A 19,112-nucleotide genomic window follows, 5' to 3' on the forward strand; every position below is an offset into this window, starting at 1 on the left:
TCCGATGAAACGTCTTCTCCTCACCGCATCGATCGCTGCGCTGGTGCTGGCCGCCTGCGCTCCGGCAAATGAGGCGCCTGCCGGCGGCGCCGCTTCAGGAGAAGAGGCTGGGGCAGAGGCGGCCCTCTCGCCAGAAAGCGTGCCGCTGCCGGTAGACCTTGGCAGCCCCGTCTTCGAGGAAACAGCGGAAGATTATTCCATCCGCGCCGTCGTCGATTCCCGCATTGCCGCGTTCCAGCCGGCGCTCGCCGAAAATCTGATGGCGGCGGCCAAGACCCAGCTTGAGACTTTCAAGGCGGACGCCATCCGCGATGGCACCGACGCGCGCGAGCGTTCTGCCGCCACAGGAGAGGAAAACTGGTTCCGCCCCTATTCGATGGAAATCCGTTTCACCCAGTCGGCCCAGGCGGGCGATGTGATCGGCATCGAGCGCTTCACCATGGTCGACACCGCCGGCGCTCACCCCAACTATATCCTCACCGGCCTGGTGTATGAGCGCGCCAGCGACGCCCCCGTTGCGCTCGAAGCTGTCGTCACCGACATGGCCGGCTATGGCGCCAGCCTGAAGAAACATCTGATCGAGGCCAAATCAGAGCGCGCCTATGATGATGCCTCCCGCGCGAATGTGCCTGCCGAAGTTGAGGAAATCCTCGGCAGCGATGCTGAAGCTGCCAGCAAGTTCGGCAAGAACTTCACCCTCGCGCCCTCCACCGAGGCCGGCAAGTTTGGCGGCATCACCGTGCTCTTCTCGCCCTATGATGCCGGCCCGTATGCGGAAGGGTCTTATGAGGTCACCCTTCCGGCCTCGGAGCTTTCCGGCAAGCTGACACCGGCCTGGGCAGGCCGTTTTGGCGGCGAGCCCAACCTGCCGGCCGACGAGCCTCAGGAATAGGCCCCGCCTAGCAGCGGCGGAACTGGAAAGTCTGCGCCCGGTCGCCATTCATGCGCGAGATGGTTGCCGTCATGCGGCGGCCATCGCGTGTATAGGTGATCAGCTGCGGGAAATCATGTGAGGGGTTGGCAAAGGTGATCGTGTTCCTGGCCCGGCTCGTTTCGGTGAAGGCCGAAGGCCCGAAGCCGCCCGGATAGGCATTGAACGTTGCCGGCGTCCCCAGCTCGATTCGAGTCTGCTCGAAATAGGTCGTCACCTCGCCATTGAGGTTCAGCGCATAGCCGAACAGATAGCCATGTTCCGGCTTGGTCCACACTTCCTTGTAGCTGCGGTCATCATTGCGCCAGCACCCGCTCATCCAGTCGAGATCGTCCGCATGGGCTGCAGAAGGGGCGCTGGCACAGGCCGTCAGGCCAAGGGCGAGGGCAACAAAGGCGCGTTTCATATGTCCACCAATCTCCGGCCCGCATCCGGGCCTGTCTGCATTGCGTGCGAACGGATCATCCGCAAGTTCCGCCTGAAGATACCATCCCGGCGCCCGGTGTGAAGCCATCAGCGCAGCTTCTCCGGGGGCGGGCAGGGGCTTTGGTCAGTCCTGCGCCACCATGAAATGCGCGGTGATCGCCGAAACCGGGTCGGCCCGGTTCTCCTGCCAGGCTTCGGCGCGGACTGACGCCATCCGCCGGCCCATCTTCATCACGAAGGCACGCGCATAGAGATCCTTGGCATGGCCCTGGCGCAGATAGTCGATGGTGATGTTCATCGGCTTGGGCGGGCGCGGCATGTCCGAGACGAGGAACACCTGCAGCATCGCCGTCAGCTCCAGGAAGGACGCGATCGCCCCGCCATGCAGCGCGCGGATGGTCACATTCCCGATCAGCTTCTCCTGAAAGGGCAGGATCGCCGTCATCTCGTCGCCCATCACCTCGCAGCGCATGCCGAGCGTCTGCGCAAACGGCACGCGCTTCAGGATGGCGTCTATATCGTCCGCGCGCGGATTGGTCAGGTTGGGGTTCATGGCAGCGTCTTTCCCTGCGGGCTTTGCGAGCCAAAGCGCGGCTTGTTGATGGCAAAGGTGCCCGCCGAGGTCGCGATCAGCCGGTCCCGCGTGCCGTGATAGGCCCAGGCGCGGGTAAAGCACACACTCTTGGTCACCCGGTAGCATTCGGCCTCGCCTATGATGTCGAGGCCCTTCTCCGCCGGCCGCATGTAATCGATCCGCAGGTCAATCGTCGCCACAAAGCGCAGCTTGGTCATCGCCGCCGTGCAGGCCATGCCCGAGAGATTGTCGAGGAAGGTGGTGATCACCCCGCCATGGATCACGCCCGTTTCCGGGTCGCCCACCAGCTTCTCGCTCCAGGGCTGCAGGCCCCACACATGCCCGCGTTCCACCTTCGTCACCTGAAACCCGACCTCATTGCCCCAGGGCACGGCCGAGTTCATCAGGTCGACATGTTCGCGCATTACAGCGGCGATACGGTCGGGATCATTTTTGTCATCATTCATCAGAGGCTTACCCCGCGTCCGGATTTGACGCCTTACCCAAGCCGGATAACATCGCTCCAATTCCAAAGAAACGGCAAACGTGACCCGCCCCGGCGGAAGAGGAGACGCCCCAAATGGCATTTGACGCAGCGGCAAAGCCCAAAACCTGTATTATCGGCGCCGGATGTTCCGGTTTCACCATGGCCAAGCGCCTGAAGGATGCCGGCCTGCCTTATGATTGCTTTGAGAAGTCGGACAATATCGGCGGCAACTGGTATTATAATAACCCCAACGGGGTCTCCTCCTGCTACCAGTCCCTGCACATCGACACGTCCAAATGGCGCCTCGCCTTCGAGGATTTCCCGGTGCCCGCCGACTGGCCCGATTTCCCCCACCACGCCCAGCTGCTGCAATATTTCCACGACTATGTGGACCATTTCGGCCTGCGCGAGACGATCACCTTCAACACCTCCGTCACCGATGTCGCAGACCTCCCCAATGGCCGTTACCGCGTCACCCTCTCAACCGGCGAAACCCGCGACTATGACGCCGTCTGTGTCGCCAATGGCCACCATTGGGACGCGCGCACGCCGACCTATCCCGGCAATTTCACCGGCTACCAGATCCACTCTCATTACTACCGCGACCCGTTCGAGCCCTACGACTTCCGCGGCAAGCGCATCATGATCGTCGGCGCCGGCAACTCCGCGATGGACATTTCGTCTGAGCTTTCCCAGCGCCCGATTGCGCAGAAACTGTTCATCTCCATGCGCCGGGGCGTCTGGGTGATGCCCAAATACATGGACGGCAAGCCCGCTGACAAAGCCGTGCTGCCCGCCTGGATGCCGCCGTCCCTTGGCCGCTCGCTCGCCAAGAAGAAGATCAAGAAAACCATCGGAAACATGGAAGACTATGGCCTGCCCAAGCCCGACCATGAGCCGCTGGAAGGCCACCCCTCCGTCTCCGGAGAATTCCTCACCCGCGTCGGCTGCGGCGACATCACGCCCAAGCCCGGCATCGTCCGCTTCGATGGCAACACCGTCCACTTCACCGACGGCACCACCGAAGAGGTTGACGCCATCGTCTGGGCGACCGGCTACAACACGACCTTCCCCTTCTTCAAGCAGGATGAGCTGACACCGAAGGACAACGTCTTCTCCCTCTACAAGCGGATGGTGAAGCCCGGCCGCGAGACGCTGTTCTTCCTCGGCCTTGCCCAGCCGCTGCCCACTTTGGTTAACTTTGCAGAACAACAGTCAAAGCTGGTGGCCGCCGCGCTGCAAGGGCGCTACGCTTTCCCTTCGCATGAGGAGATGGACCGCGTGACGATTGCCGATGAACAGGCCCATCTCGGCCATTTCTATGACAGCCCGCGCCACCGGATGCAGGTGGATTTCAATCTCTATGTCCGCGACCTGCTGAAAGAGATCGAGCGCGGGGCAAAGCGGGCACAGGTCCGCGCATGAGGGCAGGGGCGGTTGGTCTGGTGCTGGCGGCGCTGATGGTTTCGGCCTGCGCCTCCTCGCCCGCGCCCATAGACCACCGCCCCTCTCAGGCCATCCTGCGCATGCCCCCGGTGGATTTCGGCCCACCGGGAGACCTGCGCAATCCGCCCCAGGGCCCGTTCCAGCCAAACGCCTATCTGCGCACTTGCCCCGGCATGCGCGTCTCCAATGCCCCGGCCATGGATGGGGACCGCTGGCTGATCGATTTCAAGCCGATCATCGTCGTCTACGGCGTCATCCTCGCCACCTCGCCGGTCAATGATGTCTGCCTCGCCTCGGGCTATGGCCAGCGCGACGGGCGCCTGCATGCGGGGATAGACCTTACCAGCCGCCCGCCCGGCATCGTCTATTCCGGCGCACCCGGCCGGGTGATCGAGGCGAAGAATTCCTCCGGCTACGGCCTGAATGTCGTGCTCGATCATGGCCACGGCGTCTACACCCGCTACGCTCACCTGGATTACTTCGCCCCCGGCATCACGCCCGGCGTCTCCATCGGCTTTGGCCAGCCCGTCGGCCAGATGGGCGCCACCGGCAATGCCCAGGCCGCCCACCTGCATTACGAAATCCTCACCGGCAATATCGACAATCCCAGAGGCGCCTACGGCCTCACCAGCCATGATCCCTTCTCCTTCCCCCCCTATGAAGGGGCGTTGCAGGCCGGATACTGATCTGCCAGACCCTTGAGCCTGACCGGGCAGGGGGCGCGTCCATGAAACCGAAAATCTCGCCATCGCTGATCGCGCGCGCCTATGCCGATCCGCTGTCCTGGCTCAATCTCGCGGTAGACCTCTTGCCCCTCTGGGCGATCCTGCAGTTCGGCTGGGGCGCCACGCCGCTGGTTGCGCTCTACTGGCTGGAAAATCTTGTCATCGGTGTCTTCACCGTGCTGCGCATGGTCGGCGCGGGCCTCGTCCAGATCCGCCAGGGCGCGCTCAACGTGCTCGGCGTCTTCTTCCTCGCGCCCTTCTTCTGCGTGCATTACGGGGCGTTCTGCTGGGGCCATGGCATCTTCATCGCCACCTTTGCCAACCAGGAAATCGGCCTGCCCAGCCCGGAAGGCCTCCTGCGCTGGGCCCTCGGCACCGGGCCGCACATGCTCTGGTTCCTCGGCGCCATCATCGCGGCCAATCTTGCCGCCTACCTTATAGACTTCATCGGCCGGGGAGACATCGCCCGCGTGCGGGTGGACGAGGAAATGACCGCCCCCTATGGCCGCATCGTCACCCTGCACGTCGCCATCATCCTCGGCGCCATGTTCGCCTTCGGCACAGACGAACCCCTGATGGGCGTCTTCCTCCTGATCCTCATCCGCGTCGCTTTCGGCATCTTCCTCTCCCTCCGCCGCCGGATGAAACGCGATGCTCAGCGGGCGGAATAGGAAAAGGTTGCTGAGTCTGTATTCTGTAGCAAACAATGCAGAACCAAAAATTTGTTAACCATTGAATTAATTGAATTTCAGCACATCCATGCATACTGGACGGCTGGAAAAGGCTGAGCTTTCGGATGCGAAAGTCTCCCGGCCTTGGGGACGAAGTTGGGGGAAATGGAATCTGATGACCGCTATGCTAGAAATGCCGGCATTGTTGACGAATCTGCTGGCGGAAGGCTCCTGCGAACTGTTTCGCGAAGTCGTTGCGGCCTCCGCCGATGCGATTATCGGCGTTGAAGCCGACCAACGGATTGTTCTGTTCAATCAGGCGGCGGAAGTCATGTTCCAGTATCCGCAATCGGCCATTCTTGGCCGGCCACTCTCCGATCTCTTGCCAATGGAAGCGCGCATTGGCCATGACCGGCATGTCCGGGCCTTTGCCGAGAGCGAGGGCACAGCGCGCTATATGGGCAATCGCTCGGGAGAGTTGAAAGGTCTGCGTGCTGACGGGTCAGTGATCCCGGTCGCCATTTCCATCCAACGGGTCTCTGCGGGCGGGCGCCCGGTGATGATCGCGCATATCCGTGAAATCTCGCATCATGTGCAGATGAAGGAAAAGCTCGTCCAGCTTGCCTATGTTGATCCGCTCACGCGGGCGCTGAACCGGCGGGCCTTCTTTGAACGCGCCGCCTCCGTGCAGGAAGCCTGCAGCGAGGCCAACGAATATTACACCATCCTGATGATGGATCTTGATCATTTCAAACGGCTGAACGACACGCACGGCCATGTCGTCGGTGATATCGTGCTCAAGAATTTTGCGGAGATCTGCCAGAATGGCTTGCGGGCTGAGGATATCTTTGCGCGCTGGGGTGGTGAGGAATTTATTGCACTCCTGCCGCAAACCGGCCGGCGCAGCGCGGCAGCCATTGCACGGCGGTTGATCTCCAGCGTCAGAAACCATCCGTTCCGGGACGAATCCGGCAACCGGGTGAGCCAGACGGTCAGCATCGGTGCAGCAAGCTGGCATGGGCCCGGAGAAACGCTCGACGAAGTGATCAACCGGGCAGACCGTGCCTTGTACGCCGCCAAGGGATCGGGACGTAACAGGGTGGTCTCCGACCTTTCCTGAGGGCCGCTCGGCTGTCGGAGCCACGAGGGGGTAAGGCAGGCCCTCTTCCGGTTCCGCCTGCCTCCCCAATTGACGCCCCCCTCGCTCTCCCCCATCCCTCTCCCTCTGACACAGGGAGCGCGCCATGAACCCCATCCTGATCCTCGACTATGCGGGCATCGCCGTCTTCGCCGCCACCGGCGCGCTGGCCGCCTCGCGCAAGCAGCTCGACATCATCGGCTTCCTGTTCTTCGCCGCCTTCACCGGCGTTGGCGGCGGCACGGTGCGTGATCTGATCCTTGATGTGCCCGTCTTCTGGGTGGTCAATCACGACTATCTGATGATCTGCCTCGTCACCGCCGTGCTCGTCTATTTCACCGCCCACCTGTTTGAATCCCGCTACAAGCTTCTCCTCTGGCTCGATGCGGTGGGCCTTGGTGCCTATTGCGTGTTCGGCGCGTGGAAAGCGCTGGAGGCGACCGGCTCGCCGGTCATCGCGGTCGTCATGGGCGTCATCACCGCCAGCTTCGGCGGCATCCTGCGCGACCAGCTTGCCGGCGAGCCCTGCATCCTCCTGCGCCCGGAGATCTACATCACTGCGGCGCTGGCCGGCGCGGCCACCTATACCGGGCTGCACCTGGCCGGCCTCCCCCTCATGGCCGCCGCCATCCCCGCCGCCCTCGTTTCCTTCGCCATCCGGGGCGGGGCGATGAAATTCGGCTGGTCGATCCCCGGATACAAGAGCCGCCCCGGCCGCCCGCCCGAGGAGATCCAGTAGCAGGCCAGCAGCGGCTAGGTATTGGACCGGGCTTGCCCCGGCCGGGCGCAGGCTGTCCAGATTTGTCCGGAAGTGTCCACAAATTGTCCGGCCCTGTCCGGGAAAGGGCAGGGGCAGGGCGGAGATTGACCAATGCCGGACGCATGGCTGCTCTACGAGATCGCAAAGTTGACGCGAGATGACGCCCGGTGCAGTGTCAGCCCACGTCATTCGGGAAACTCATCCATGGCCGATACCACACTGCCCGCCCCCCTCTCCGGCAAGCGCGCCAGCACCAAGGCTGCCAACCGCCGCGCCATTCTGCAGGCCGGCCGCCAGGTCTTCGCCCGCATCGGGTTCGAGGCCACCACCGTGCGCGACATCATCCGCGAAACCCAGCTCGCCTCGGGCACTTTCTACAATTATTTCAAGTCGAAAGAGGAAGTCTTCCAGGCCATCGCCGAAGATTCCACCCAGCGTTTCCGCGACCGGCTGGCCGATGTCCGCGCCCGCGCCGAAAGCCTCGAAGACTATATGGAACACGCCTACCGCGCCTATTTCGGCTTCATCGCGCGGGAAAATGAAGAGGCCATCGACAATGGCGCCCCGCATATCGCCCTGATCGGCGTGCGCGTGGATACGCCCGAGATGCAGGCCGTCGCCCAGGAAATCCGGGCTGACCTTGAACATATCCAGGAAAAACAAGGCATAAACCCAACGGTCGATACCGAATACCTCACCGCCGCCGCCATCGGCATCGCCCGCGAGATGGGCGATTACATGCTCAAGCGCCGCCCGGTGGATGTCGAAGGCGCCACGCATTTTGCCTGCACGCTGCTGCTCTCGGGCATGAAGGCGCTCGCTTCGCAGAGATAAGTCTCCCGCCGCCGGGGAACCCCTTGGCGGCGCGCGAAAATGCCGTCACCTTCTCCCTCCAGAGAGACATGAGAGGGAGGGAATTCCATGAGCCTTCAGCGCACGATTGCCAAGGCGATCGCCAGCCTGCCCGGCGGCATGATCGTCAACATGGCCGGCGGCAAGCCGATGATCATCGAAGGCCGCACGCTGGAGCCCCAGCTCCAGCTCGTCGCCTGGAACGGGCGCAACGCGCCGCCCATGTCCACCCTCCCAGCCGAGATGGTCCAGCAGGCGGTCAAGGCCCAGCTCGCCCTCTTCCAGGACAAGCTGCCCGGCGGCGTCGGCGTCGAGGAGTTCACCATTCCGGGCCCGGATGCCAACCAGATCCCCGTGCGCCTCTACACGCCCGCCTCGCAGGATCCGCGCCATCCCCTGATCGTCTATTTCCATATGGGCGGCGGCGTCATCGGCGATCTCGACACCTGCCACGCTTTCTGTGGCATGCTCGCCCAGGGCGCGCAGGCGCCCGTCCTCTCGGTCGATTACCGCCTCGCGCCCCCGCATATCTATCCGGCGGGGCTGAACGATTGTTTCGCCGCCTATAAATGGGGCGTGGCGAATGCGGAGAAATACGGCGCGCCGGCGGGCAAGGCGGCGGTCGGCGGCGACAGCATGGGCGGCAACTTCTCCGCCATCATCAGCCAGCGGATGAAACGCGAAGGCGGCCCGCTGCCCGCGCTCCAGCTGCTGATCTATCCGGCCATCGACATTTCAAAACACTATCCCTCCAAGACGGCCTTCGGAAATACCTTCTCCCTCAGCCAGGACACGATGGACTGGTTCATGAAGCAATACCTGCCCGAAGGCTTCGACTATACGGACCTCAACGTCTCGCCCGGCCAGGAGACAGACCTCACCGGCCTGCCGCCCGCCATCGTCATCACCGCCGGCCATGATCCGCTGGTCGATGAGGGCGATGAATATGCAGAGCGTCTCCAGGACGCCGGCGTGAAGGTGAAACACAAGCGCTACGACAACCTCGCCCATGCCTTTACCGCCTTCACCTTCCTCTCGCCGGGCTCGCGCGCCGCCTGCGCCGAGATCGCCCGGATGGTCCACGATTTTTACGCGGCCAAAAAATAATGAAATCTCTTGTCGTTAGCCAACTCGCCCCGGACTTTGCCGGGACGGGCCTCCAGGATTTGCCCCTGCCGGAGCCGAAACCCGGCGAAGTGCGCGTGGCGGTCAAGGCCGCCAGCCTCAACTTTCCAGACCTTCTGATGACGGAGGGAAAATACCAGCTGAAGCCGGAGCTTCCCTTCACCCTCGGCATGGAACTGGCCGGCGTGGTCGATGCGGTGGGGGAGGGCGTGACGGAGCTGAAACCCGGCGATGACGTCGCCGGCGGCAGCCGCATCGGCGCCTTCTCCGAATATATCGTCCTGCCCGCCGCCGGCCTGCGCATAAAGCCCGCCGCGCTCACCTTTGCCGAAGCCTCCGCCTATGGCGCCGCCTACCTCACCGCCTATGTCTCCCTTGCCATACGCGGCGCGCTCCAGCCGGGCGAAACCCTGCTCGTCCACGGCGCCAGCGGCGGGGTTGGCATGGCGGCGGTCGAAGTCGGCAAGCTCCTCGGCGCCACCGTCATCGCCACCTCGGCCTCGGACGAAAAGCTGAAACACGTGAAGGCGCGCGGCGCCGATCACGTCATCAATGTCACGCGCGGCTTCCGCGAAGAGGTCAAGGCGCTCACCGGCGGGCGCGGCGCAGACGTGATCTACGATCCGGTCGGCGGCGATGTGTTCGATGAAAGCGTCCGCTGCATTGCCTTTGATGGCCGCCTGCTCGTCATCGGCTTCACCTCGGGCCGCATCCCCACAATCAGCGTGAACATTCCACTCATCAAGGGTTTCTCCGTGGTCGGCGTCCGCGCCGGCGAATATGGCCGCCAGTTCCCGGAAAAGGGCCGCCAGAATCTCGACGCCATCTGGAAATGGGCCGAAGAGGGCAGGGTAAAACCCTGCATCCACGCCGAAGTCCCCCTGGCAGACTGGCGCCGCGCCTTCGACATGATGCGCAGCCGCGAAGTTGTCGGCAAGGTCGTTCTGGTGCCCTGAAGCGTTGGAGCGCCGTTGGAGTTTTTTGGAGTTTTCTGGAAAAACCTCCAACGGGCCGCCAAGCCGATAACCGCCCCACCCCAGCCCTCCCCGCCAGCGGGGAGGGGGCAGGTAGCGCTCATGGAGAGCTAACCTCTCCCCAAACGCAACAGGTCCCCTCCCCACAAATGTGGGGAGGGATAGGGTGGGGCCCCTCTCCGCAAAAACGAAACCTATCCAACAAAATTCCCCCCAAACCTGCAGCAAACAGGCGATTTCCAGGAATTTCATCCACCCCCTCCGGGAACGGAGCTATACTCCTTCCCATGTCGCCCCAGATCGCCGCCCGCCTCTATGCCCATGTGCTGCCAGTCTTCTGGCCGTATCTCTGGCTGCAGCTGCGCTGGATCTTCAAACGTCAGGACAAGGAACTCAGAACGCTCCTGATCTCGGTCAGCAAATGGGGCCACGTCCACATTGTCCATGTCGGCGACTACTGGCGCGCTTACAAGAAACCTGCCGCCGTCAAACCGAGCTGGGATGATCCCGTCTGGGAAAGTCACATCTCTCCAAACCTCGCTAGCATTTTCTCGGAAGACTCCAAAAATCCCCCAACGGACGAAATCTCTCTATCAGGCGCTGTCCTCCTCCCCCGCCTGCGGGGGAGGTGCCCCGCAGGGGCGGAGGGGGGAGCCCCAGGCGCAACGCCCGACACTTCCTAGCCGAGAGCAGCCCCACCCCAACCCTCCCCACATCTGTGGGGAGGGGGCAAGTCGCGCCCTGGGGAAAAGTCGCTCTCCGCTGAAACTCAACGCCCGCCCCACCACGCAACACGTCCCCTCCCCATGAAAATGGGGAGGGCTAGGGTGGGGCCGCTCTCAGTAAAAAACGCTACACCGGCCGCGCCCCCGCGCGTTCCGGCCAAACCCGCTGGCTTATTCCCCGGCGTCCATCGCCAAGATGATCTGGGCATAGCCCGTGGCCAGCCGGCCCATATTCTCCACCGCCAGGCGTTCATTCGTGCCGTGAAAACCGGTGAGGTCATCGGGAGACATGATCGCCGGGGCAAAGCGATAGACATTCGGGGTAATGGCGCTGGCATAGCGTGCATCGGTGGCCCCCAGCACCAGCCCCGGCGCGGCCGGCGCGCCGCCCGATATTGCCTCCGCCACGCTGGCGAGAACCGCATAGGCAAGATTATTCGTCGGCGAAACCGGTGAGGCGCCTTCCCCCCGGATGCCCTGCTGGCCAACCTTGATCTCGATGCCCTCGATCCCGGCAGTTACCGTGCGGACATGTTCGAGAATGTCCTCTTCGGTATTATTGGGATGTATACGGAAGTTCACCATCGCGCTGGCGCGCTGGGCCAGCACATTCTCCTTGGCAGAGCCCGCCAGCATCGTCGGCGCCGTGGTCGTGCGGATCATCGCATTGCCCGCCGGAATGCCGCTCATCTGCTGGTCGATCATGCCTTCAAACAGCCAGAGATTGGCAAAGGCCATCTTCTGCATAAAGGGCATGTCATTGGCCGCCGAGCGGAAAAGATCAGACACCGGAGGTTTGCTGAAATCCGCCTTCATCTGGTTGTCGTCCAGCGCGACGACCGCGCGGGCAAGCCGCACAGCCGCCGAATCGCGCGGCGGCGTCGACGAATGCCCGCCCTCGCCGGTGGCGATGATTTCCAGCGTCAGATAGCCCTTCTCCGCAATCCCGATAAAGCCCATCGGCTTGCCCGTCAGGGGGGAGGGGTCCACGATCATGAAGCCCTCATCCAGCGCCATTTCCGGCTCGATGCCGCGCGCCTTGAGCAGGGCAATGCCCGCCTCTGCGCCCGATCCGGACACTTCCTCGTCATGGCCGAACATGAAATAAACCGTGCGGCGCGGCTGGAATCCGGACCCGGCAAGCGCCTCGGCCGCCTCCATCAGCGCGACCAGCGAGCCTTTGTCGTCAATCGTTCCGCGCCCATAGATATAGCCGTCGATGATCTCGCCCTCGAAAGGCGCGCCCGTCCAGTCGCCCTCCGTGCCGATATTTACCGGCACCACATCCTGGTGCGCCATGAGGAGAATGGGCTTCAGCGCGGGGTCGGAACCTTCCCAGGTGTAGAGCAGGGTCAGCGTGCCCGGCACCAGTTCCTTTTGCATTGCAGCATGGGCGGCCGGATAGGTTTCCTCCAGCCATTGATGCAGCTGGATCCACGGTTCCTCCTGACCCGGACGAGGATCGCCGGGGGCCACCGTGATGGTGCGGAAGCGGATGGCGGCGGCAAGATTTTGTGCGCCGCGGTCAGACGAGATGGCCGGCGCTTGCGGAAGCTCCACCCGCCCGCCGACCGGATCGGCGCCATAGCTTGCCGTGCGGAACAGGACGACCGCGGCAAGGATGCCGATGATGGCCCCGAGGCCAATCAGTATGTTGCGGATCATGGCGCCGCGTCCTCCCTCTGCTTTTGGCGCTGCAGTTTGCGTGGCATCGGCGCCACGTCAAGCAACCGGAGACTTAAAAAATGACTTGGCCGTCACCTTCGCCCAAGGCACTGTGCGCGCCATGTCCCAATCACCTTCCAAGCGTTTGTCGTTTCCGCGCGTACTGGCGTTCGCCTCCCTCAGTATACCCATCGCCGGCGTCGGGCTGCCGCTGGGCGTTTACCTTGCGCCGCTCTATGCCAATGAAGCGCCCAACGGCGTCGGCCTCGGCCTGGAGCTGACAGGGCTCCTCTTCATGCTCCTGCGGTTCTGGGACATCGTGACCGATCCGGTCATGGGCTATATGGTCGACCGCTACCGCACGCCGCTTGGCCGGGTGCGCCACTGGATCATCCTGTGCGTGCCGATCCTCGGCATCTCCACCTTCTTCGTCTACATGCCGCCGGTCGGGGCGGGGCCTGGCTATTTCATCGGATGGATGCTGGTCTTCTATGTCGGCTTCACGCTGCTGCAGACTTCCCGCTCCTCCTGGGTGCCGGCGATTGCCAGTGACTATGACGACCGCTCGCGTCTCTTCCTCTGGCCGGAAATCATCTCGGTCTTCTCGATGCTGGTGCTGCTCGCCGTGCCGCTGATCCTCTCCACGCTCGGCGTGGAGGCAGACAGGTTCGGCCAGGTGGCCGTGATGGGCTGGATGATGATCCTCACCCTGCCGATTGCCGCTGCGCTCTCCTGCTTCTTCGTGCCCGACCCGCGCCTGCGGGGCGAGTCAAAGTCAGTCGAGAAGTTCGAAATCCGCCCACTGATCGAAGCCCTGCGCGGCCCGATGTTCAGCCGCCTTGTAACCATGGAGCTGCTTGTCTCCACAGCCATCTCGGTGACGGCGGCAAACTTCCTCTTCGTGGCCGAATATGCCTTCGGCGCTGAAGACTGGCAGACCAGCCTGACGCTGATGCTGTTCTTCGTGATGGCGATCCTGGCTTTGCCCTTCTGGCTCTGGCTGGCGAAGAAGACCGAGAAGCGCAACGCCTTCTTCATCGCCACCACCTTCTCCGGCATTGCCTTCATCGCCTTCATTCCGCTGGCGCCTTTCGGCAACTTCACCACCTTCCTGATTGCCTCGCTGATTGCGGGCATTCCCTTCAGCGCGCCGATCTTCCTGTCGCGCGCCATGACGGCGGATGTGGTCGAATGGCAGGCCGCCCAGACCGGCGAAAACCGGGCGGGCAATTTCTACGCCCTGCTGACCAGCTTCAACAAGGTTGGCTCCAGCCTCGCCTTCGGCGTGGGGTATTTCCTCGTTGGCCGGATTGCCGGTTTCCGTCCGGGGCAGGAGAATTCGGATGGGGCGACCTTCGGGCTGGTCCTGGTGTTCGGCTTCCTGCCGGGGCTTCTCTATCTGCTGGCTGGCCAGCTGGCGCGCAAATATCCGCTCACCCGCGCGGTGCAGGAAGAAACCGCCCGCAAGCTGGAAGGCCGGGTGGAAGTTGCCTCTGCCCAAGCCCCTGAAGGCGCCGCCGGCAGCTGAGGTCAGAAGCCGCCGCCCTCGGCCAGCCATTCCTTTTCCGCGTCCGTGCTTTCGCGGCCAACAGCCTCATTGCGATGCGGGAAGCGGCCAAATTCCGCGATCACGTCGAGATGCTGATGCGCATAGTCGAGCGTGTTCTTCGCAAAGTCACGGAACGGGTCGCGCGCCTCGTCTGCCAGGCGGGTGAAGAGGGCTACCGATTGCTGCTGATCGGCCAGCGCTTCGGAATGTTCCAGCGGCAGATAGAAGAACACCCGCTCGGTTTCGGAAAGCGCGCGGTCCTCGCCGGCGGCCAGGCCTTCCTTGCACAGATGAAGGGCCAGCATGTCCTGCGCAAAGGCGCGCGGGCTGCCCCGGAAGATGTTGCGGCTCATCTGGTCCAGAACGATGATGGCGCAGAGGCGGTCCCGGCCGCTGCGCGCTGCCCAGCCATGGGCGAGCGGCCCGGCCGACAGCGTTTCCAGCAGCGGCTGGAACTGCGCGGTCAGCAGCCGGTCAAAAGCTTCTCCGCCATTGAACCAGAGCGGCGCGTGGGTCTTGAGCACTTCGGGCGAGGCGGCCGATCCGCCAAACCAGAAGCCATGCACCGTCGCGGGAGAGGGAAGGGCAATCATGCGGCAGGCCTCCGGGCAACGACCATATAGTTGACGCTGGTATCGCCGGAGAGTTTCCACTCTCCGCTCAGCGGCTGAAAGCTCACCCCGATGGCGGGCTCTGTTTCCATGCCGGCGCTTTCCAGCGGGCCGGCCACGTCTTCGGGCGCCAGGAATTTCGACCAGTCATGCGTACCCGGCGGCAGCCAGCGCAGGATGTATTCGGCCCCGATCACGGCGGTGGCGAGCGCCTTGGCGGTCTTGTTGAGCGTTGCCACGATCATCAGCCCGCCGGGCCGCACCAGCCGCGCGGTATCCTTCAGGAACTGCGCCGGGTCCGCCACATGCTCGACCACTTCCATGTTCAGCACGATATCGAACGCCGCTTCGCCGCTCGCCAGCAGGCCTTCAGCGGTTCCGGCGCGGTAGTCGATCTTGAGCCCCTGTTCGGCGGCATGGGTCAGCGCCGTCTTGATGTTGGCTTCCGACGCATCGACCCCGGTGACTTTGGCGCCCAGCCGCGTCATCGGTTCGGAGACGAGGCCCCCGCCACAGCCGATGTCGAGCAGGCGCAGGCCATCCAGCGGGCGCAGCTGGCCTTTCGGGCGGCCGAAATGCCGCTCGGCCGTCTCGCGGATGAATTTCAGCCGGGTCGGGTTGAACCGGTGAAGAGGCCTGAACTTGCCGTTGGGGTTCCACCAGTCGGCCGCCATGGCGGAAAACTTCGCCACTTCCGCAGGGTCTATGCTGGGGGTCACCGGCGGGGTGTCAGACGCGTCAATTGTTCTCGCCATTGTTTAGCAATCCTGTTTGATCCCGGCCGAACTTTCTTCTAGAGGGGCCGATAAATGAGCGGGCCTCAAGGGGCCAGAAGGTATTTGGGGCGAAATGGCGCGGACAGTACTCAAATTCGGCGGCACCTCGGTCGGCGATCTCGACCGTATTGCCAATGTGGCGGAGATCGTAGCCGCCCGGGCGGCGAAAGGCGAGAAGATGGCTGTCATCGTCTCGGCCATGTCGGGCGAGACCAACAAGCTCGTCGCCCTGGCAGACGGCGCTGCCGGCAAGGAACTGCCGCGTCATCTTTACGACGATGAGTATGACGTGGTCGTCGCCTCCGGCGAGCAGGTCACCGCTGGCCTCCTCGCGCTGGCACTGCGCCGCCGGGGGCTGAAAGCCCGCTCCTGGCTCGGCTGGCAGCTGCGCCTCAAGACCGATAACAGCCATGGCCGCGCCCGGATCATGGGCTTTGACGACAGCTCGCTGCCCGATTCCATCGACAGCGGCGAGATTGCCGTGGTCGCCGGCTTCCAGGGCGTGACTGACGAATTCCGCGTCACCACGCTTGGCCGGGGCGGGTCTGACACCAGCGCCGTGGCCGTCGCCGCCGCCCTCGGCGCGCAGGTCTGTGACATCTATACCGATGTGGACGGGGTCTACACCACCGATCCCCGCATCGTTCCGAAGGCCCAGCGCATCGACAAGATTTCCTATGAGGAAATGCTCGAAATGGCTTCGCTTGGCGCCAAAGTGCTTCAGACGCGCTCGGTTGAGCTCGCCATGAACCATGGCGTGCCGGTGCGCGTGCTGTCCAGTTTTGTGAAACCCGGCGAGGAGAGCCCCGGCACCCTCGTCTGCTCAGAGGAAGAGATCGTGGAAAAACAGGTCGTCAGCGGCGTTGCCTATTCCCGGGACGAGGCCAAGGTCACCCTTTACGGCGTGCCCGACAAGCCGGGCTCCTCGGCCAAGATCTTCTCTGCGCTCGCCCGCGCCGGTGTGAACGTGGACATGATCGTCCAGGCGTCTTCCCGCGAAGCCTCCAAGGCAAACCTCGTCTTCACCTGCACCGACCGCGACAGCCCGTTTGCGCGCGAGACGCTGGAGAAGCTCCAGGCCGAAGTCGGCTATGAGCGGATCGAGGTTGCCCGCGACGTGTCGAAAATCTCGATCATCGGCGTTGGCATGAAGAGCCATACCGGGGTTGCCGAAAAGATGTTCACTGCCCTGTCGGAGAAAGGCATCAACATTGATGTCATCGCGACCTCCGAAATCAAGATTTCCGTTCTGATCGCGGCGCCCTATACAGAGCTGGCGGTCCGGGCACTTCATACAGCATTCGGGCTGGACGCAGACTGACGGGTCACCGTAGACCGGGGGAACATGCCGTATAACCTGCCGGCCACCCGAGTTCTGATGAACAGCCTTCGCCAGGTTATGGCGGAGGATGGCGAGACCCGTTCGCGCCTCGATCAGGTTGTGCATCTGATTGCGTCCACCATGGTCGCCGATGTGTGCTCGATCTACCACCGGGAGGCCGATGGCACCCTGCTGCTGATCGCCACCGAAGGTCTGAAGCCCGAAGCCGTCAACAAGACGCGCATGGGCTCGACCGAGGGCCTTGTCGGCTATGTTGCCCGCACGGCCGAGCCGATCGCCATCGAAGACGCGCCGCGCCATCCGGCCTTCTCCTACCGCCCGGAAACGGGGGAAGACCCTTTCCACGCCTTCCTAGGCGTGCCGATCCTGCGCACCGGCGGGGTGATCGGCGTGCTTGTCGTCCAGAACCGCACCGAGCGGTCCTACCGGGATGAGGAGGTCGAAACCCTCCAGACCATCGCCATGGTGCTGGCCGAGATTGTCCACAGGATCAGTGAAGACCAGCTCAGCGCCCAGCCAGACCGCCGGGCGCGCGGGCAGAATGGCGGCAATCTGCGCGGGCGCATCTTCTGCGAAGGCCTCGGCTATGGCCGCGCCGTGCTGCACGATCCGGTCGTGCCGGCCGCCCGTTTCTTTGCGGCGGATCAGAAGGAGGAAGCCCTCCGGCTGGAGCAGGGCCTCAAGGATCTGCGCGCCAGCATTGACCGGATGATGTTGATCGACGGCGCCGCGCTGGGCGAAGATCCGCGCGATGTGATGGAGGCCTACCGCCTCCTGGCGCATGACACTTCCTGGGCTGAAAAGCTGCAGGAGGGCGTCCGTTCGGGCCTTTCGGCAGAAGCTTCGGTTGACCGGGCCCGCCGCGAACACCGCGCGAAGATGCAAGCCGCACGTGATCCCTATCTGCGCGAGCGGCTGCACGACCTGGAAGACCTCGACAACCGCCTGCTGCGTATCCTCGGCGGGGATGAGAACAAGCCCCAGATCACAAGCGAGAGCAGCGTGCTCGTGGCCCGGCGCCTCGGCCCGGCAGAGCTGCTGGAATATGCCAAGCTCGGCCTCAAGGGCATCCTGATGGAAGAGGCCGCCGCCTCATCCCATGCCGCCATCGTGGCCCGCGCGCTCTCCATTCCCGCCATCGGCGGCATTGAGGGTCTCACCACGCTGATCGAGCAGGGCGATTATGTGATCGTCGATGCCGAGCAGGGGCAGGCCCATATCCGCCCGGATGATGCGGTCTATGACGCCTACAAGTCCCGCGTGGCGCTGCGTTCGGAGCGTCAGGCCATCTATGCCAGCCTGCGCGGCCTGCCAGCGGAGACGAAAGACGGCAAGACCGTCTCGCTGATGCTGAACGCCGGTCTCGATCTTGATCTCGACATGATGGATCAGGCCGGGGCCGACGGGGTGGGCCTCTTCCGCACCGAGTTCCAGTTCCTTGTCTCCGAAACCCTGCCGCGCCTGGAAGACCAGATTGCGCTCTACCGCCGCGTGCTGGACCGGGCCGGCGGACGGCCCGTCATCTTCCGCACGCTGGACCTTGGCGGCGACAAGGTGCTGCCGATCCTCAACCAGCTGCGCGAGGAAAACCCGGCGCTCGGCTGGCGGTCGATCCGCTTTGCCCTCGATCACAAGGGGCTTTTCCGCCGCCAGCTGCGCGCGCTTGTCCGCGCAGCGGGGGAGGGGGCGCTGACGGTCATGTTCCCGATGGTCACCACGCCGGAGGAGTTCCGCGAGGCGCGCGCCCTGCTGGAGGAAGAGGTGGTCTGGACGCTGAAGCGGACCGGCCGGAAGCCCTCGAAGCTGGAAATCGGGGTGATGCTGGAAACCCCCGCCCTGGCGTTTGCCCTGCCGGATCTGGCCGGCGAGGTCGATTTCCTGTCGGTGGGCACCAACGATCTCCTGCAGTTCTTCTTCGCGGCTGACCGGATGACGCCGTCTGTGTCAGACCGGTACGCCCTGATCAGCCCGTCGGCGCTGCGCTTCCTGCGGATGGTGGCGGAGACCTGCCAGACGGCCGGTATCCGGCTGTCGGTGTGCGGTGAGGCGACCGCCACCCCGCTCGCGGCCTTCTGCTTTGCCGCCTTCGGCTATACCAGCCTGTCGATGTCGGCCTCCTCCATCGGCCCGGTCAAACAGGCCCTCCGCTCCATTGATCTGGCAGGGTTCCGGCGCGGCCTGGATCAGGCGCTGAATGAACCGAACGGAGCGTTCCGTAACCAAGTGTTAAGGATAGCACTGGAGCATGGGGCAGATATACCGGACGCCTGAAGCCGGTTATGACGGGATGATGGCGGATTTTTCTTGGCCTGGACCGTTTTTTGCCAAATTTGAC

At 63.7% G+C, this 19,112-nt stretch carries 19 protein-coding genes; 13 read left to right on the plus strand and 6 right to left on the minus strand.

Features of this window, described 5'->3' with window-relative positions:
* Window positions 1-4 precede the first annotated feature (4 nt).
* The gene (locus C0456_RS04355) at window positions 5-892 is read left to right on the plus strand and encodes an RsiV family protein (protein ID WP_291048735.1); all 888 of its coding nucleotides are present in this window, start codon (window positions 5-7) and stop codon (window positions 890-892) included.
* A gap of 7 nt (window positions 893-899) precedes the next feature.
* On the opposite strand, the gene C0456_RS04360 is transcribed toward C0456_RS04355, so the two are convergent.
* From C0456_RS04360 to C0456_RS04370, 3 genes are all read right to left on the minus strand, one after another.
* Window positions 900-1,337, minus strand: a complete 438-nt coding sequence (locus C0456_RS04360) for a DUF6265 family protein (RefSeq protein WP_291048737.1) — start codon at window positions 1,335-1,337, stop codon at window positions 900-902.
* Window positions 1,338-1,481: 144 nt separating this feature from the next.
* Window positions 1,482-1,910 (minus strand): PaaI family thioesterase, encoded by a 429-nt coding sequence (locus tag C0456_RS04365; RefSeq protein WP_291048739.1) that lies wholly within the window; start codon window positions 1,908-1,910, stop codon window positions 1,482-1,484.
* Window positions 1,907-2,398 carry a PaaI family thioesterase gene (locus C0456_RS04370; RefSeq protein ID WP_291048741.1) on the minus strand — a complete coding sequence of 164 codons (492 nt, stop codon included), beginning with the start codon at window positions 2,396-2,398 and terminating at the stop codon, window positions 1,907-1,909. Before C0456_RS04370 ends, C0456_RS04365 begins: the two co-directional genes overlap by 4 nt.
* 113 nt (window positions 2,399-2,511) lie before the next feature.
* Here C0456_RS04370 and C0456_RS04375 point away from each other — a divergent pair, with 113 nt between their 5' ends.
* The 9 genes from C0456_RS04375 (at window position 2,512) to C0456_RS04415 (ending at window position 10,792) form a co-directional block, all read left to right on the plus strand.
* Complete coding sequence (locus C0456_RS04375; protein WP_291048743.1) at window positions 2,512-3,843, plus strand: NAD(P)-binding domain-containing protein; 1,332 nt, start codon at window positions 2,512-2,514, stop codon at window positions 3,841-3,843.
* Window positions 3,840-4,550, plus strand: a complete 711-nt coding sequence (locus C0456_RS04380) for a M23 family metallopeptidase (protein WP_291048745.1) — start codon at window positions 3,840-3,842, stop codon at window positions 4,548-4,550. Before C0456_RS04375 ends, C0456_RS04380 begins: the two co-directional genes overlap by 4 nt.
* Window positions 4,551-4,591: 41 nt before the next feature.
* Window positions 4,592-5,260 (plus strand): DUF6498-containing protein, encoded by a 669-nt coding sequence (locus tag C0456_RS04385; RefSeq protein ID WP_291048747.1) that lies wholly within the window; start codon window positions 4,592-4,594, stop codon window positions 5,258-5,260.
* A 175-nt stretch (window positions 5,261-5,435) separates the two neighbouring features.
* Entirely contained in the window at window positions 5,436-6,380 is a 945-nt protein-coding gene (locus C0456_RS04390) for a sensor domain-containing diguanylate cyclase (RefSeq protein WP_291048749.1), read from the plus strand.
* 124 nt (window positions 6,381-6,504) lie between these two features.
* Complete coding sequence (locus C0456_RS04395) at window positions 6,505-7,137, plus strand: trimeric intracellular cation channel family protein (RefSeq protein ID WP_291048751.1); 633 nt, start codon at window positions 6,505-6,507, stop codon at window positions 7,135-7,137.
* Window positions 7,138-7,362: 225 nt separating this feature from the next.
* Entirely contained in the window at window positions 7,363-7,992 is a 630-nt protein-coding gene (locus C0456_RS04400; protein WP_291048754.1) for a TetR/AcrR family transcriptional regulator, read from the plus strand.
* Between the two features lie 87 nt (window positions 7,993-8,079).
* Window positions 8,080-9,117, plus strand: a complete 1,038-nt coding sequence (locus C0456_RS04405) for an alpha/beta hydrolase (protein ID WP_291048756.1) — start codon at window positions 8,080-8,082, stop codon at window positions 9,115-9,117.
* On the plus strand, window positions 9,117-10,091 hold the full coding sequence (locus C0456_RS04410) for an NADPH:quinone oxidoreductase family protein (protein ID WP_291048758.1): 975 nt from the start codon (window positions 9,117-9,119) through the stop codon (window positions 10,089-10,091). The genes C0456_RS04405 and C0456_RS04410 overlap by 1 nt, the downstream gene beginning before the upstream one ends.
* 305 nt (window positions 10,092-10,396) lie before the next feature.
* Window positions 10,397-10,792, plus strand: coding sequence for a hypothetical protein (locus tag C0456_RS04415; RefSeq protein WP_291048761.1), 396 nt, complete (start codon window positions 10,397-10,399; stop codon window positions 10,790-10,792).
* A 213-nt stretch (window positions 10,793-11,005) separates the two neighbouring features.
* Here the strand turns inward: C0456_RS04415 and C0456_RS04420 are convergent, their stop codons facing one another.
* Window positions 11,006-12,499 carry a M20 family peptidase gene (locus tag C0456_RS04420; RefSeq protein WP_291048763.1) on the minus strand — a complete coding sequence of 498 codons (1,494 nt, stop codon included), beginning with the start codon at window positions 12,497-12,499 and terminating at the stop codon, window positions 11,006-11,008.
* Window positions 12,500-12,620: 121 nt separating this feature from the next.
* On the opposite strand from C0456_RS04420, the gene C0456_RS04425 reads away from it, so the two are divergent.
* Complete coding sequence (locus tag C0456_RS04425; protein WP_291048765.1) at window positions 12,621-14,027, plus strand: MFS transporter; 1,407 nt, start codon at window positions 12,621-12,623, stop codon at window positions 14,025-14,027.
* 2 nt (window positions 14,028-14,029) lie between these two features.
* Here the strand turns inward: C0456_RS04425 and C0456_RS04430 are convergent, their stop codons facing one another.
* Together C0456_RS04430 and ubiG are read right to left on the minus strand one after the other, a co-directional pair.
* Window positions 14,030-14,641, minus strand: a complete 612-nt coding sequence (locus tag C0456_RS04430) for a DUF924 family protein (protein ID WP_291048768.1) — start codon at window positions 14,639-14,641, stop codon at window positions 14,030-14,032.
* Complete coding sequence (gene ubiG / locus C0456_RS04435) at window positions 14,638-15,414, minus strand: bifunctional 2-polyprenyl-6-hydroxyphenol methylase/3-demethylubiquinol 3-O-methyltransferase UbiG (protein WP_291048770.1); 777 nt, start codon at window positions 15,412-15,414, stop codon at window positions 14,638-14,640. Before ubiG ends, C0456_RS04430 begins: the two co-directional genes overlap by 4 nt.
* 94 nt (window positions 15,415-15,508) lie before the next feature.
* Here ubiG and C0456_RS04440 point away from each other — a divergent pair, with 94 nt between their 5' ends.
* Together C0456_RS04440 and ptsP are read left to right on the plus strand one after the other, a co-directional pair.
* Window positions 15,509-16,756 (plus strand): aspartate kinase, encoded by a 1,248-nt coding sequence (locus tag C0456_RS04440; RefSeq protein WP_291048772.1) that lies wholly within the window; start codon window positions 15,509-15,511, stop codon window positions 16,754-16,756.
* Window positions 16,757-16,813: 57 nt separating this feature from the next.
* The gene (ptsP, locus tag C0456_RS04445) at window positions 16,814-19,048 is read left to right on the plus strand and encodes a phosphoenolpyruvate--protein phosphotransferase (protein WP_291048776.1); all 2,235 of its coding nucleotides are present in this window, start codon (window positions 16,814-16,816) and stop codon (window positions 19,046-19,048) included.
* Window positions 19,049-19,112 lie beyond the last annotated feature (64 nt).

It is taken from the genome of Hyphomonas sp., from assembly GCF_013823385.1.
In the GTDB taxonomy this organism is placed as follows: Bacteria; Pseudomonadota; Alphaproteobacteria; order Caulobacterales; family Hyphomonadaceae; genus Hyphomonas.

Excerpts from the sequence above, each read along its gene's own strand:
- C0456_RS04355 (WP_291048735.1), top strand. The coding sequence starts at position 5 with ATGAAACGTCTTCTCCTCACCGCATCGATCGCTGCGCTGGTGCTGGCC.
- C0456_RS04360 (WP_291048737.1), bottom strand. The coding sequence starts at position 1,337 with ATGAAACGCGCCTTTGTTGCCCTCGCCCTTGGCCTGACGGCCTGTGCC.
- C0456_RS04365 (WP_291048739.1), bottom strand. The coding sequence starts at position 1,910 with ATGAACCCCAACCTGACCAATCCGCGCGCGGACGATATAGACGCCATC.
- C0456_RS04370 (WP_291048741.1), bottom strand. The coding sequence starts at position 2,398 with ATGAATGATGACAAAAATGATCCCGACCGTATCGCCGCTGTAATGCGC.
- C0456_RS04375 (WP_291048743.1), top strand. The coding sequence starts at position 2,512 with ATGGCATTTGACGCAGCGGCAAAGCCCAAAACCTGTATTATCGGCGCC.
- C0456_RS04380 (WP_291048745.1), top strand. The coding sequence starts at position 3,840 with ATGAGGGCAGGGGCGGTTGGTCTGGTGCTGGCGGCGCTGATGGTTTCG.
- C0456_RS04385 (WP_291048747.1), top strand. The coding sequence starts at position 4,592 with ATGAAACCGAAAATCTCGCCATCGCTGATCGCGCGCGCCTATGCCGAT.
- C0456_RS04390 (WP_291048749.1), top strand. The coding sequence starts at position 5,436 with ATGACCGCTATGCTAGAAATGCCGGCATTGTTGACGAATCTGCTGGCG.
- C0456_RS04395 (WP_291048751.1), top strand. The coding sequence starts at position 6,505 with ATGAACCCCATCCTGATCCTCGACTATGCGGGCATCGCCGTCTTCGCC.
- C0456_RS04400 (WP_291048754.1), top strand. The coding sequence starts at position 7,363 with ATGGCCGATACCACACTGCCCGCCCCCCTCTCCGGCAAGCGCGCCAGC.
- C0456_RS04405 (WP_291048756.1), top strand. The coding sequence starts at position 8,080 with ATGAGCCTTCAGCGCACGATTGCCAAGGCGATCGCCAGCCTGCCCGGC.
- C0456_RS04410 (WP_291048758.1), top strand. The coding sequence starts at position 9,117 with ATGAAATCTCTTGTCGTTAGCCAACTCGCCCCGGACTTTGCCGGGACG.
- C0456_RS04415 (WP_291048761.1), top strand. The coding sequence starts at position 10,397 with ATGTCGCCCCAGATCGCCGCCCGCCTCTATGCCCATGTGCTGCCAGTC.
- C0456_RS04420 (WP_291048763.1), bottom strand. The coding sequence starts at position 12,499 with ATGATCCGCAACATACTGATTGGCCTCGGGGCCATCATCGGCATCCTT.
- C0456_RS04425 (WP_291048765.1), top strand. The coding sequence starts at position 12,621 with ATGTCCCAATCACCTTCCAAGCGTTTGTCGTTTCCGCGCGTACTGGCG.
- C0456_RS04430 (WP_291048768.1), bottom strand. The coding sequence starts at position 14,641 with ATGATTGCCCTTCCCTCTCCCGCGACGGTGCATGGCTTCTGGTTTGGC.
- ubiG (WP_291048770.1), bottom strand. The coding sequence starts at position 15,414 with ATGGCGAGAACAATTGACGCGTCTGACACCCCGCCGGTGACCCCCAGC.
- C0456_RS04440 (WP_291048772.1), top strand. The coding sequence starts at position 15,509 with ATGGCGCGGACAGTACTCAAATTCGGCGGCACCTCGGTCGGCGATCTC.
- ptsP (WP_291048776.1), top strand. The coding sequence starts at position 16,814 with ATGAACAGCCTTCGCCAGGTTATGGCGGAGGATGGCGAGACCCGTTCG.